This is a genomic window from Pseudomonas phoenicis (assembly GCF_047302395.1).
GTDB lineage: Bacteria > Pseudomonadota > Gammaproteobacteria > Pseudomonadales > Pseudomonadaceae > Aquipseudomonas.
In genome coordinates, this window is the sequence record NZ_CP154852.1 from 2,075,438 (window position 1) to 2,089,091 (window position 13,654).

15 protein-coding genes are annotated in these 13,654 nt (G+C 57.7%); all 15 read left to right on the forward strand.

Annotated features, from left to right (window positions below; genetic code table 11):
* Positions 1-26 precede the first annotated feature (26 nt).
* The 15 genes from rpoC to rpmC all read left to right on the forward strand — a co-directional run bounded on the left by rpoC (position 27) and on the right by rpmC (position 13,653).
* Positions 27-4,226 (forward strand): DNA-directed RNA polymerase subunit beta', encoded by a 4,200-nt coding sequence (gene rpoC, locus AA0Z93_RS09275; RefSeq protein ID WP_296269196.1) that lies wholly within the window; start codon positions 27-29, stop codon positions 4,224-4,226.
* A 210-nt stretch (positions 4,227-4,436) separates the two neighbouring features.
* Entirely contained in the window at positions 4,437-4,808 is a 372-nt protein-coding gene (gene rpsL / locus AA0Z93_RS09280; protein WP_003257088.1) for a 30S ribosomal protein S12, read from the forward strand.
* A gap of 106 nt (positions 4,809-4,914) precedes the next feature.
* A complete protein-coding gene (gene rpsG / locus AA0Z93_RS09285; protein WP_003246741.1) occupies positions 4,915-5,385 on the forward strand; it encodes a 30S ribosomal protein S7 in 471 nt (156 codons plus the stop codon).
* 30 nt (positions 5,386-5,415) lie between these two features.
* Positions 5,416-7,560, forward strand: a complete 2,145-nt coding sequence (fusA, locus tag AA0Z93_RS09290) for an elongation factor G (protein WP_413045565.1) — start codon at positions 5,416-5,418, stop codon at positions 7,558-7,560.
* A gap of 27 nt (positions 7,561-7,587) precedes the next feature.
* The gene (gene tuf, locus AA0Z93_RS09295; protein ID WP_413045564.1) at positions 7,588-8,781 is read left to right on the forward strand and encodes an elongation factor Tu; all 1,194 of its coding nucleotides are present in this window, start codon (positions 7,588-7,590) and stop codon (positions 8,779-8,781) included.
* Positions 8,782-8,922: 141 nt separating this feature from the next.
* Entirely contained in the window at positions 8,923-9,234 is a 312-nt protein-coding gene (gene rpsJ, locus AA0Z93_RS09300; RefSeq protein ID WP_003186070.1) for a 30S ribosomal protein S10, read from the forward strand.
* A gap of 80 nt (positions 9,235-9,314) precedes the next feature.
* Positions 9,315-9,950 carry a 50S ribosomal protein L3 gene (gene rplC / locus AA0Z93_RS09305; RefSeq protein ID WP_296269199.1) on the forward strand — a complete coding sequence of 212 codons (636 nt, stop codon included), beginning with the start codon at positions 9,315-9,317 and terminating at the stop codon, positions 9,948-9,950.
* A gap of 12 nt (positions 9,951-9,962) precedes the next feature.
* Positions 9,963-10,565, forward strand: a complete 603-nt coding sequence (gene rplD, locus AA0Z93_RS09310; RefSeq protein ID WP_296269200.1) for a 50S ribosomal protein L4 — start codon at positions 9,963-9,965, stop codon at positions 10,563-10,565.
* Positions 10,562-10,861 carry a 50S ribosomal protein L23 gene (gene rplW / locus AA0Z93_RS09315; RefSeq protein ID WP_296269201.1) on the forward strand — a complete coding sequence of 100 codons (300 nt, stop codon included), beginning with the start codon at positions 10,562-10,564 and terminating at the stop codon, positions 10,859-10,861. The genes rplD and rplW overlap by 4 nt, the downstream gene beginning before the upstream one ends.
* Before the next feature lie 14 nt (positions 10,862-10,875).
* Positions 10,876-11,700, forward strand: coding sequence for a 50S ribosomal protein L2 (gene rplB, locus AA0Z93_RS09320; RefSeq protein ID WP_296269202.1), 825 nt, complete (start codon positions 10,876-10,878; stop codon positions 11,698-11,700).
* Positions 11,701-11,716: 16 nt separating this feature from the next.
* A complete protein-coding gene (rpsS, locus tag AA0Z93_RS09325) occupies positions 11,717-11,992 on the forward strand; it encodes a 30S ribosomal protein S19 (protein WP_013789761.1) in 276 nt (91 codons plus the stop codon).
* 11 nt (positions 11,993-12,003) lie between these two features.
* The gene (rplV, locus tag AA0Z93_RS09330; RefSeq protein ID WP_003103908.1) at positions 12,004-12,336 is read left to right on the forward strand and encodes a 50S ribosomal protein L22; all 333 of its coding nucleotides are present in this window, start codon (positions 12,004-12,006) and stop codon (positions 12,334-12,336) included.
* 13 nt (positions 12,337-12,349) lie between these two features.
* On the forward strand, positions 12,350-13,036 hold the full coding sequence (rpsC, locus tag AA0Z93_RS09335) for a 30S ribosomal protein S3 (protein ID WP_003255481.1): 687 nt from the start codon (positions 12,350-12,352) through the stop codon (positions 13,034-13,036).
* A 12-nt stretch (positions 13,037-13,048) separates the two neighbouring features.
* Complete coding sequence (gene rplP / locus AA0Z93_RS09340; protein ID WP_009397508.1) at positions 13,049-13,462, forward strand: 50S ribosomal protein L16; 414 nt, start codon at positions 13,049-13,051, stop codon at positions 13,460-13,462.
* On the forward strand, positions 13,462-13,653 hold the full coding sequence (rpmC, locus tag AA0Z93_RS09345; RefSeq protein ID WP_002555481.1) for a 50S ribosomal protein L29: 192 nt from the start codon (positions 13,462-13,464) through the stop codon (positions 13,651-13,653). Before rplP ends, rpmC begins: the two co-directional genes overlap by 1 nt.
* Position 13,654 lies beyond the last annotated feature (1 nt).

The following is a 13,654-nucleotide window of genomic DNA, read 5'->3' on the forward strand; positions in this document are numbered from 1 at the left end:
TTCCTGCTCCGCCAGGAGGAAAGGCCTTGAAAGACCTACTGAATTTGCTGAAAAACCAGGGTCAAGTCGAAGAGTTCGACGCCATCCGTATCGGTCTGGCGTCGCCTGAAATGATCCGTTCGTGGTCGTTCGGTGAAGTCAAAAAGCCGGAAACCATCAACTACCGTACGTTCAAGCCCGAGCGTGACGGCCTGTTCTGCGCCAAGATCTTTGGCCCAGTCAAGGACTACGAGTGCCTGTGCGGCAAGTACAAGCGCCTCAAGCACCGCGGTGTGATCTGCGAGAAGTGCGGCGTTGAAGTTGCGCTGGCCAAGGTTCGTCGTGAGCGCATGGCGCATATCGAACTGGCTTCGCCGGTCGCTCACATCTGGTTCCTGAAGTCGCTGCCGTCCCGTATCGGCCTGCTGATGGACATGACCCTGCGTGACATCGAGCGCGTGCTCTATTTCGAGAGCTACGTCGTCATCGATCCGGGCATGACCACGCTGGAAAAAGGTCAGCTGCTCAACGACGAGCAATACTTCGAAGCACTGGAAGAGTTCGGTGACGACTTCGACGCCCGCATGGGTGCCGAGGCTGTCCGCGAGCTGCTGCACGCCATTGACCTGGAGCACGAGATCGGCCGCCTGCGCGAAGAGATTCCGCAGACCAACTCGGAAACCAAGATCAAGAAGCTGTCCAAGCGCCTCAAGCTGATGGAAGCCTTCCAGGGCTCGGGCAACCTGCCTGAGTGGATGGTCCTGACCGTGCTGCCAGTCCTGCCGCCGGACCTGCGTCCGCTGGTACCGCTGGATGGCGGCCGCTTCGCGACCTCCGACCTGAACGACTTGTATCGTCGGGTGATCAACCGTAACAACCGTCTCAAGCGCCTGCTCGATCTGTCGGCGCCGGACATCATCGTGCGCAACGAAAAGCGCATGCTGCAGGAGGCGGTCGACGCCCTGCTGGACAACGGCCGTCGCGGTCGCGCCATCACGGGTTCGAACAAACGTCCGCTGAAGTCCCTGGCCGACATGATCAAAGGTAAACAAGGTCGTTTCCGTCAGAACTTGCTCGGTAAGCGTGTGGACTACTCCGGACGTTCGGTAATTACCGTAGGTCCGACCCTGCGTCTGCACCAGTGCGGTCTGCCGAAGAAGATGGCCCTCGAGCTGTTCAAACCGTTCATTTTCGGCAAGCTGGAAATGCGTGGCCTGGCGACCACCATCAAGGCCGCCAAGAAGATGGTCGAGCGCGAGCTGCCAGAGGTCTGGGACGTCCTGGCCGAAGTCATCCGCGAACACCCCGTGCTGCTCAACCGTGCACCGACCCTGCACCGCCTCGGCATCCAGGCGTTCGAGCCCGTGCTGATCGAAGGCAAGGCGATCCAGCTGCACCCGTTGGTCTGTGCCGCGTACAACGCCGACTTCGACGGTGACCAGATGGCCGTTCACGTGCCGCTGACCCTGGAAGCCCAGCTCGAAGCGCGCGCATTGATGATGTCGACCAACAACATCCTGTCGCCAGCCAACGGTGAGCCGATCATCGTTCCTTCGCAGGACGTTGTACTGGGTCTGTACTACATGACCCGTGAAGCCATCAACGCCAAAGGCGAGGGTCGCGTGTTCGCCGACCTGCAGGAAGTCGACCGCGTATTCCGCGCCGGCGAGGCTGCCCTGCACGCCAAGATCAAGGTGCGTATCAACGAAACCGTGCGTGAGCGCGACGGTTCCGAGGTCAAGAACACCCGTATCGTCGACACCACCGTCGGTCGTGCGCTGCTGTTCCAGGTTGTACCGGCAGGTCTGCCGTACGACGTGGTCAACCAGCCGATGAAGAAGAAGGCGATCTCCAAGCTGATCAACCAGTGCTACCGCGTGGTTGGTTTGAAAGAGACCGTGATCTTCGCAGACCAGTTGATGTACACCGGTTTTGCCTACTCGACCATTTCCGGCGTCTCCATCGGTGTCAACGACTTCGTCATCCCCGACGAGAAGGCCCGCATCATCGGTACCGCTACCGACGAAGTGAAGGAAATCGAGAGCCAGTACGCCTCCGGTCTGGTCACCCAGGGCGAGAAGTACAACAAGGTCATCGACTTGTGGTCGAAGGCGAACGACGAAGTCTCCAAGGCGATGATGGCCAACCTCTCGAAAGAGAAGGTGATCGACCGCCACGGTGACGAAGTCGATCAGGAGTCCTTCAACTCCATGTACATGATGGCTGACTCGGGTGCGCGGGGTTCCGCTGCACAGATCCGTCAGTTGGCCGGTATGCGTGGTCTGATGGCCAAGCCTGACGGCTCGATCATCGAAACGCCGATCACTGCGAACTTCCGTGAAGGTCTGAGCGTACTGCAGTACTTCATCTCGACTCACGGTGCTCGTAAGGGTCTGGCGGATACCGCCTTGAAAACTGCGAACTCCGGTTACCTGACTCGTCGTCTGGTAGACGTGGCGCAGGATCTGGTAGTAACCGAGATCGATTGCGGTACCGAACACGGTCTGCTGATGACGCCGCACATCGAAGGCGGTGACGTCGTCGAGCCGTTGGGTGAGCGCGTACTGGGCCGTGTCATCGCCCGTGACGTGTTCAAGCCGGGTACCGAAGACGTGGTCGTGCCGGCAGGCACCTTGGTCGATGAGCAGTGGGTCGAATTCATCGAACTCAACAGCATCGACGAAGTGATCGTGCGTTCGCCGATCAGCTGCGAAACCCGCTATGGCATCTGCGCCAAGTGCTACGGTCGCGATCTGGCCCGTGGTCACCAGGTGAACATCGGTGAGGCCGTGGGCGTCATCGCTGCACAGTCGATCGGTGAGCCGGGTACCCAGCTGACCATGCGTACCTTCCACATCGGTGGTGCTGCAAGCCGGACCTCGGCTGCCGACAGCGTCCAGGTGAAGAACGGTGGTGTGGTACGTCTGCACAACCTCAAGCAGGTCGAGCGCGCCGATGGCAACCTGGTTGCCGTATCGCGTTCCGGCGAGCTGGCCATTGCCGACGAATTCGGCCGTGAGCGCGAGCGCTACAAGCTGCCTTACGGTGCCGTGATTTCGGTCAAGGAAGGTGACAAGGTCGATGCTGGCGCAATCGTCGCCAAGTGGGACCCGCACACCCACCCCATCGTGACCGAGCTGAAAGGTACCGTGACCTTCGTGGGCATGGAAGAAAACATCACCATCAAGCGTCAGACCGACGAATTGACCGGCCTGACCAACATCGAAGTTCTGGACGTCAAGGATCGCCCTGCCTCCGGCAAGGAAATCCGTCCGGCGATCAAGATGGTCGATGCCAATGGCAAGGACCTGTACCTGCCAGGTACCGACGTACCGGCACAGTACTTCCTGCCTGCCAACGCCTTGGTCGGTGTGGCTGACGGTGCGCAAATCGCAGTGGGTGACGTTCTGGCACGTATTCCTCAGGAAACGTCGAAGACCCGTGACATCACCGGTGGTCTGCCACGTGTTGCCGACTTGTTCGAAGCACGTCGTCCGAAGGAAGCGTCGATCCTCGCAGAGGTCAGCGGTACCATCGCGTTCGGTAAAGAGACCAAGGGCAAGCGTCGTCTGGTCATCACCCCGACCGACGGTAGCGATCCGTACGAAGAGCTGATTCCGAAGTGGCGCCACCTGAACGTCTTCGAAGGCGAACAGGTCAACCGCGGCGAAGTCATCTCGGACGGCCCGAGCGACCCGCACGACATCCTGCGCCTGCTGGGCGTCAGTGCGCTGGCCAAGTACATCGTCAACGAGATCCAGGACGTCTACCGCCTGCAGGGCGTGAAGATCAACGACAAGCACATCGAGACCATCTTGCGTCAGATGCTGCGTAAAGTTGAGATCGCCGAGTCGGGTGATTCGACCTTCATCAAAGGCGATCAGATGGAGCTGACCCAGGTACTGGTAGAAAACGAGCGTCTGGCTGGCGAAGACAAGTTCATCTCCAAGTTCTCGCGCGTGCTGCTGGGTATCACCAAGGCCTCGCTGTCGACCGAATCGTTCATCTCCGCGGCTTCCTTCCAGGAAACCACGCGCGTGCTGACCGAAGCGGCCGTCACTGGCAAGCGTGACTACCTGCGCGGTCTGAAAGAGAACGTGGTCGTGGGTCGTCTGATCCCGGCGGGTACCGGCCTTGCCTACCACAGCGAGCGCAAGCGTCGTCGTGATGCCGACAAGCCACTGCGCGTGAGCGCCAGTGAAGTGGAAGCGGCGCTGACCGAAGCGCTGAACTCCAGCGGCAACTGAGTCGAAGGCGGGGCCTCGGCCCTCCTTCCCGCGTCCGGGTGACATGAAATGTCACCGATGACCGGGCAGGAGGGGCGAGGCCTTTGTCTTGACTGGCCGCAATATCCTCTTTAGACTTTTGTACCCTTAAATTTGGTGAGGCTCCGTCTCGCCAATTTTTGGCTTTCTTGCAAGACAATAGCGTCGCAAGACAATCAGTGGAGCTAGTAGATGGCAACTATCAACCAGCTGGTACGTCAGCCGCGTAAGCGTACCGTCGAGAAATCCGACGTACCTGCGCTGCAGAACTGCCCGCAGCGTCGTGGCGTGTGCACTCGTGTGTACACCACCACGCCGAAAAAACCTAACTCGGCACTGCGTAAAGTATGCCGTGTGCGCCTGACCAACGGTTTCGAGGTTTCCTCGTACATCGGCGGTGAAGGCCACAACCTGCAGGAGCACAGCGTCGTCCTGATCCGTGGCGGCCGTGTAAAAGACTTGCCAGGTGTGCGTTACCACACCGTTCGCGGCTCTCTGGATACTTCGGGCGTTAAAGGCCGTAACCAGGGTCGTTCGAAATACGGTACCAAGCGTCCGAAGTAATCGGCCGTTTGCAGACAATCTTTTTTTTGAGTCGATAAGAGTAAGGTCGGGCAGGGGTCGAAGACCCACGTCCCGGGCTAACCTGAAGACCGTTTGAGGGCTTATCATGCCAAGACGTCGTGTAGCAGCAAAACGTGAGATTCTGGACGATCCTAAGTACGGATCCCAAATCCTCGCCAAGTTCATGAACCACGTGATGGAAAGCGGCAAGAAGGCCGTAGCCGAGCGCATCGTTTACGGTGCCCTGGATACTGTCAAAGCGCGCAAGAACAGCGACCCCCTGGAAATCTTCGAGAAAGCTCTCGACGCCATCGCTCCGCTGGTCGAAGTAAAGTCCCGCCGTGTAGGCGGTGCCACTTACCAGGTCCCGGTTGAAGTTCGTCCGTCCCGTCGTAACGCGCTGGCAATGCGCTGGCTCGTAGACTACGCCCGCAAGCGCGGCGAGAAGTCCATGGCCCTGCGTTTGGCCGGTGAGCTGCTGGATGCCGCTGAAGGCAAAGGTGCTGCAGTCAAGAAGCGTGAAGACGTGCACCGTATGGCCGAAGCCAACAAGGCGTTCTCGCACTACCGCTTCTAATTCAAGCATTACACTTTTTGCGAGGGCTTTATGGCTCGTACTACAGCAATCAACCGCTACCGTAACATTGGTATTTGCGCGCACGTTGACGCGGGCAAAACGACCACTACCGAGCGGATCCTGTTCTACACAGGTTTGAGCCACAAGATGGGCGAGGTGCATGATGGCGCCGCGACCACCGACTGGATGGTGCAGGAGCAGGAGCGGGGTATTACCATTACCTCCGCTGCCGTTACCACCTTCTGGAAAGGCTCCGTTGGTCAGTACGACAACTACCGTGTCAACGTCATCGACACCCCCGGCCACGTTGACTTCACCATTGAAGTAGAGCGTTCGCTGCGTGTGCTCGACGGCGCGGTCGTCGTCTTCTGCGGTACCTCCGGCGTTGAGCCGCAGTCCGAAACCGTATGGCGTCAGGCCAACAAATACGGCGTTCCACGTATCGTCTACGTGAACAAGATGGACCGTGCCGGCGCGAACTTCCTGCGCGTCGTAGGTCAGATCAAGAACCGCCTGGGTCACACTCCGGTTCCGATCCAGCTGGCCATCGGTTCGGAAGATAACTTCCAGGGTCAGGTCGACCTGATCAAGATGAAGGCTATCTACTGGAACGAAGACGACAAAGGCACCACCTATCGCGAGGAAGAAATTCCTGCCGATATGCTGGAGCTGGCTGAAGAATGGCGCAACAACATGGTTGAAGCCGCCGCCGAAGCCAACGAAGAGCTGATGAACAAGTACCTTGAAGAAGGTGAGCTGACCGTCGACGAAATCAAGGCAGGCCTGCGCGCGCGCACCCTGGCCAGCGAAATCGTTCCGGCCGTCTGCGGTTCGTCGTTCAAGAACAAGGGTGTTCCCCTGGTTCTCGACGCCGTCATCGAGTTCCTGCCTGCGCCGACCGAGATCCCTGCAATTCAGGGCATCAACCCGGACGACAAGGACCTGGACAAAGAAGACCCGGCCGTTCGTAAAGACGAGCGTCATGCAGACGACGATGAGCCGTTCTCGGCTCTGGCGTTCAAGATCGCAACCGACCCGTTCGTGGGTACGTTGACCTTCGTTCGCGTCTACTCCGGCGTTCTGAGCTCTGGTGACTCGGTCATCAACTCGGTCAAAGGCAAGAAAGAGCGCGTTGGCCGTATGGTGCAGATGCACGCCAACCAGCGTGAAGAGATCAAGGAGGTGCGCGCTGGCGACATCGCTGCCCTGATCGGCATGAAAGACGTGACCACAGGCGAAACCCTGTGCAACGCCGACAAGCCAATCATCCTCGAGCGTATGGACTTCCCAGAGCCGGTCATCTCCCTGTCCGTCGAGCCGAAAACCAAGGCCGACCAAGAGAAGATGGGTATCGCTCTCGGCAAGCTGGCCCAGGAAGACCCGTCGTTCCGCGTCAAGACCGACGAAGAAACCGGCCAGACCATCATCTCCGGTATGGGTGAGCTGCACCTGGACATCCTCGTTGACCGCATGAAGCGCGAATTCAACGTCGAAGCCAACATTGGTAAGCCTCAGGTTTCGTACCGCGAGAAGATCACCAAGTCCAACGTCGAGATCGAAGGCAAGTTCGTTCGTCAGTCGGGTGGTCGTGGTCAGTTCGGTCACTGCTGGATCCGTTTCTCGGAGCCGGAAGTCGACGCGAAAGGCAACATCACCGAAGGTCTGGAATTCAAGAACGAAGTCGTCGGTGGTGTGATTCCTAAGGAATTCATCGCCCCGATCCAGAAAGGTATCGAAGAGCAGATGAAAAACGGCGTCGTTGCCGGTTATCCTCTGATCGGCCTCAAGGCCACGGTATTCGACGGTTCGTACCACGACGTCGACTCCAACGAAATGGCGTTCAAAATCGCTGCTTCCATGGCAACCAAGCAACTGGCCCAAAAAGGCGGTGGCGTGGTGCTGGAGCCGATCATGAAGGTCGAAGTTGTAACCCCGGAAGACTACCTGGGTGACGTGATGGGTGACCTGAACCGTCGTCGTGGTCTGGTACAGGGTATGGATGAGTCGGTCTCCGGCCGCGTCGTCCGCGCTGAAGTTCCGCTCGGAGAGATGTTCGGTTACGCGACCGACGTTCGTTCCATGTCTCAGGGTCGCGCAAGCTACTCCATGGAATTCTCCAAATACGCCGAAGCTCCGTCGAACATCGTCGAAGCACTCGTTAAAAAACAAGGCTAATCCCCTTTAGGCAAGAGGTTCACTGTCGTGGCTAAAGAAAAATTTGATCGTTCCCTTCCGCACGTTAACGTTGGCACCATCGGCCACGTTGACCACGGTAAAACTACCCTGACCGCAGCTCTGACCCGCGTCTGCTCCGAAGTTTTCGGTTCGGCCGCCGTTGAGTTCGACAAAATCGACTCGGCTCCAGAAGAAAAAGCGCGCGGTATCACCATCAACACCGCTCACGTCGAATACAACTCGACCATTCGTCACTACGCTCACGTCGACTGCCCAGGTCACGCTGACTACGTGAAGAACATGATCACCGGTGCTGCCCAGATGGACGGCGCGATCCTGGTTTGCTCGGCCGCTGATGGTCCGATGCCACAAACCCGTGAGCACATCCTGCTTTCCCGTCAGGTTGGCGTTCCGTACATCGTGGTCTTCCTGAACAAGGCTGACCTGGTAGACGACGCTGAGCTGCTGGAACTGGTCGAGATGGAAGTTCGCGACCTGCTGTCCACCTATGACTTCCCAGGCGACGATACCCCGATCATCATCGGTTCGGCTCGTATGGCGCTGGAAGGCAAAGACGACAACGAAATGGGCACCACCGCTGTCAAGAAGCTGGTCGAAACTCTGGACAGCTACATCCCAGAGCCAGAGCGCGCTATCGACAAGCCGTTCCTGATGCCGATCGAAGACGTGTTCTCGATCTCGGGTCGTGGCACCGTGGTAACCGGCCGTATCGAGCGCGGCATCGTTCGCGTTCAAGATGCTCTGGAAATCGTTGGTCTGCGCGTTACTCAGAACACCACCTGCACCGGTGTTGAGATGTTCCGCAAGCTGCTGGACGAAGGCCGTGCTGGCGAGAACTGCGGCGTTCTGCTGCGTGGTACCAAGCGTGACGACGTTGAGCGTGGCCAGGTTCTGGTCAAGCCAGGTTCGGTCAAGCCGCACACCAAGTTCACCGCAGAAGTCTACGTTCTGTCGAAGGAAGAAGGCGGTCGTCACACTCCGTTCTTCAAAGGTTACCGTCCTCAGTTCTACTTCCGTACCACTGACGTGACCGGTAACTGCGAACTGCCGGAAGGCGTTGAAATGGTAATGCCAGGTGACAACATCCAGATGGAAGTCACTCTGATCAAAACCATCGCAATGGAAGACGGCCTGCGTTTCGCCATCCGTGAAGGCGGTCGTACCGTCGGCGCCGGCGTCGTAGCCAAAATCATCGAGTAATCACTCGACCGATTGAAAAAGCCCCCGCTCAGCGGGGGCTTTTTTTATTGGGTTGACACTAAATGGGGGCGTCTATAGAATCACGCCTCCTTTTAGCGGGCCTATTGCGCCCGTTGGGAACAGCCTGGAGTCTGAAATCCAATGCAAAATCAGCAAATCCGTATCAGGTTGAAGGCTTTCGACCATCGCCTGATCGACCAATCCACCCAGGAAATCGTGGAAACCGCGAAACGTACTGGTGCACAAGTGCGTGGTCCTATTCCACTGCCTACCCGTAAAGAGCGTTTCACCGTTCTGGTTTCCCCGCACGTCAACAAAGACGCGCGTGACCAGTACGAGATTCGCACTCATAAGCGTGTTCTGGACATCGTCCAGCCAACGGATAAAACCGTTGATGCGCTGATGAAGCTCGATCTTGCGGCAGGTGTGGAAGTACAGATCAGCCTCGGCTAAGACTTCGGTCTTGTCCGTGTAACGCTCTGAAATGGGCGGCCATAGCGGGTGAAAGCCCCGTACACTCATGAGGTTACAACATGACTATTGGTGTAGTCGGTCGTAAATGCGGCATGACCCGCGTTTTCACCGAAGAAGGTGTCTCCATTCCGGTCACGGTCATTGAGATCGAACCGAATCGCGTCACCCAGTTCAAGACTGAAGAAACCGATGGCTACCGTGCAGTGCAAGTCACTGTCGGCGAGCGTCGCGCCTCGCGCGTGACCGCAGCTCAAGCCGGTCACTTCGCCAAAGCAAACGTTGCCGCTGGTCGCGGTGTCTGGGAGTTCCGTCTTGAAGAAGGCGAGTTCCAGGCTGGCGACTCGATCAAAGCTGAACTCTTCACTGCAGGCCAGCTGGTAGACGTGACCGGTCAGTCCAAAGGTAAAGGCTTCGCCGGTACCATCAAGCGCTGGAACTTCCGTGGTCAGGACAATACCCACGGTAACTCCGTGTCGCACCGTGTCCCAGGTTCCATCGGCCAGTGCCAGACTCCTGGTCGTGTGTTCAAGGGCAAGAAAATGTCCGGCCACATGGGCGCCGAGCGCGTGACTGTGCAGTCCCTGGAAGTTGTTCGCGTAGACGTTGAGCGCAACCTGCTGCTCGTCAAAGGTGCCGTTCCAGGCGCTACTGGCGGCGACGTGGTTGTACGTTCGGCTGTCAAGGCTCGCGGTTAAGGGGAAACTGACATGCAACTTAATGTAAATGACGCTCAGGCGATCGAAGTTTCCGAACTGACCTTCGGTGGCGAATTCAACGAGACGCTGGTCCACCAAGCAGTCGTGGCCTACATGGCTGGCGGCCGTCAAGGCACCAAGCAGCAGAAGACTCGTTCCGACGTTTCCGGTGGCGGCAAGCGCCCATGGCGTCAGAAGGGTACTGGTCGTGCTCGTGCCGGTACTTCGCGTGGTCCAATCTGGCGCGGCGGTGGTGTCACCTTCGCAGCTCGCCCTCAAGATCACTCGCAAAAGCTCAACAAGAAGATGTACCGCGCAGCCCTGCGCTCCATCCTCGCTGAGCTGGTGCGTAGCGATCGTCTGGTCGTGGTTCAGGACTTCGCTGTTGAAGCCCCGAAAACCAAAGACCTGCTGAACAAACTGAACGGCATGGGCCTGAACGACGTACTGATCGTTTCGGACGATGTTGATCAGAACCTGTACCTGGCTGCCCGCAACCTGCCGCACGTCGACGTACGTGACGTTCAAGGTTCCGATCCGGTCAGTCTGATCGCATACGAGAAAGTGTTGATCACTGTCTCGGCCGTGAAGAAATTCGAGGAGCTGCTGGGATGAACCAGGAACGCGTATTCAAAGTCCTCCTTGGTCCGCACGTTTCCGAGAAGGCTACCGTTCTGGCTGAGAAGAAAGGCCAGTTCGTATTCAAGGTTGCTACCGACGCAACCAAGCTGGAAATCAAGAAAGCTGTCGAAGGCCTGTTCAACGTCAAAGTTGAAAACGTGTCGACTGTCAACGTTCTGGGTAAAACCAAGCGTACCGCACGTGGTCTGGGCAAGCGTAATGACTGGAAGAAGGCGATCGTCTCCCTTCAAGCCGGCCAAGATCTCGATTTCAGCAGCAGTGCTGAGTAAGGAAGGGGTGCATCATGGCAATCGTTAAATGCAAACCGACTTCCCCTGGCCGCCGTTTCGTGGTCAAGGTGGTCAACAAGGAGCTGCATAAAGGCGCTCCTCACGCACCGCTGCTCGAGAAGAAATCGAAGTCTGGTGGTCGTAACAACAATGGCCGCATCACCACGCGTCACGTCGGTGGTGGTCATAAGCAGCACTACCGTATGGTCGACTTCCGTCGCAACGACAAAGATGGCATCCCTGCCACTGTCGAGCGTATCGAATACGATCCAAACCGTACTGCTCACATCGCCCTTCTGTGCTACGCAGATGGCGAGCGTCGCTACATCATCGCACCGAAAGGTGTGAGTGCAGGCGACCAGCTGATCGCAGGTGCCCTGGCTCCAATCAAGGCCGGCAACTCGCTGCAGCTGCGCAACATTCCAGTTGGTAGCACCATTCATGGTGTCGAACTGAAGCCTGGTAAAGGTGCCCAGATCGCTCGTTCCGCTGGTGCTTCGGCACAGCTGATCGCTCGTGACGGTGTCTACGTGACCCTGCGTCTTCGTTCTGGTGAGATGCGTAAAGTACTGGCCGAGTGCCGTGCGACCCTGGGCGAAGTCTCGAACTCCGAGCACAGCCTGCGTTCGCTGGGTAAAGCTGGTGCCAAACGCTGGCGTGGCGTTCGCCCAACCGTTCGTGGTGTTGCCATGAACCCGGTTGACCACCCGCATGGTGGTGGTGAAGGTCGTACCTCCGGTGGTCGTCATCCGGTATCGCCATGGGGCTTCCCAACCAAGGGTGCGAAAACCCGTGGTAATAAGCGTACCGACAATATGATCGTCCGTCGTCGCAAGTAACTAGAGGGATACGACAGTGCCACGTTCTCTGAAAAAAGGTCCTTTCATCGATCTTCACCTGTTGAAGAAGGTCGAAGTGGCGGCGGAAAAGAACGATCGCAAACCGGTGAAAACCTGGTCGCGCCGTTCGATGATCCTGCCACAAATGGTCGGTCTGACCATTGCTGTACACAACGGTCGTCAACACGTCCCCGTTCTGGTGAACGAAGACATGGTCGGCCACAAACTGGGCGAGTTCGCCGGTACCCGCACTTATCGTGGGCACGTGGCTGACAAGAAAGCCAAGCGTTAAGGGGTTAGGAAATGGAAGTAGCCGCTAAGTTGTCGGGCGCTCGAATCTCCGCCCAGAAAGCCCGCTTGGTCGCCGACCAGATCCGCGGGAAGAAGGTGGGCGAAGCGCTCAACCTGTTGGCCTTCAGCAGCAAAAAAGCCGCTGAAATCATGAAGAAAGTCCTCGAGTCGGCCGTAGCCAACGCCGAACACAACGAAGGCGCAGACGTTGATGACCTGAAGGTCTCCACCGTTTTCGTCAACGAAGGGCGTTCGCTGAAGCGCATCATGCCGCGTGCCAAAGGCCGCGCTGATCGCATCGTCAAGCGGTCTTGCCATATCACTGTCAAGGTTGCGGACAAGTAACGGAGTCGATCAGATGGGTCAGAAAGTACATCCCACTGGCATTCGCCTGGGAATCGTCAAGGAGCACACCTCCGTCTGGTACGCAGACGGTGCTACTTACGCAGATTACCTGTTGAAGGATCTGAAAACACGTGAGTACCTCCAAGACAAATTAAAAAGCGCGTCCGTAAGCCGTATCGATATCCATCGTCCGGCCCAAACTGCACGCATCACCATCCACACCGCTCGTCCCGGTATCGTTATCGGTAAGAAAGGTGAAGATGTCGAGAAGCTGCGTCAGGACCTGACCAAGCAGATGGGTGTGCCTGTGCACATCAACATCGAAGAGATCCGCAAGCCGGAACTCGACGCCATGCTGGTTGCGCAAAGCGTAGCTCAGCAGCTGGAGCGCCGCGTTATGTTCCGTCGCGCTATGAAGCGCGCCGTTCAGAACGCCATGCGTATTGGTGCCAAGGGCATCAAGATCCAGGTGAGCGGTCGTCTCGGCGGTGCCGAGATCGCACGTACCGAGTGGTATCGCGAAGGTCGTGTGCCTCTGCACACCCTGCGTGCCGATATCGACTACAACACCTACGAAGCTCACACCACCTACGGTGTGATCGGTGTGAAGGTTTGGATCTTCAAAGGCGAAGTTATTGGTGGTCGCCAAGAAGAGCTGAAACCACAAGCACCAGCGCCTCGTAAAAAAGCTGCTAAGTAAGGGGTACGCCAAATGTTGCAACCTAAGCGTACAAAATTCCGCAAGCAGATGACTGGCCACAACCGTGGTCTGGCACTGCGCGGTAGCAAAGTCAGCTTCGGCGAATTCGCCCTGAAGGCTGTTGCTCGCGGTCGTCTCACCGCCCGTCAGATCGAGTCCGCGCGTCGTGCGCTGACCCGTCACGTTAAACGTGGCGGCAAGATCTGGATCCGTGTATTCCCGGACAAGCCTGTCACCAAGAAACCTCTCGAGGTTCGTATGGGTAAAGGTAAGGGTTCCGTGGAGTACTGGGTTGCCCAGATCCAACCAGGCAAAGTCCTGTACGAGATCGAGGGTGTTTCTGAAGAGCTGGCGCGCGAAGCTTTCGCCCTGGCTGCTGCAAAGCTGCCTCTCGCCACCTCCTTTGTTAAGCGGACGGTGATGTGATGAAAGCGAATGAACTTCGTGAAAAATCGGCACAGCAGCTGAACGAGCAACTGCTCGGCCTGCTGCGCGACCAGTTCAATCTGCGTATGCAGAAAGCAACTGGCCAGTTGGGGCAGTCGCACCTGCTCTCGCAAGTTAAGCGTGACATCGCTCGCGTGAAAACTGTGCTCAACCAGCAGGCAGGTAAGTGAT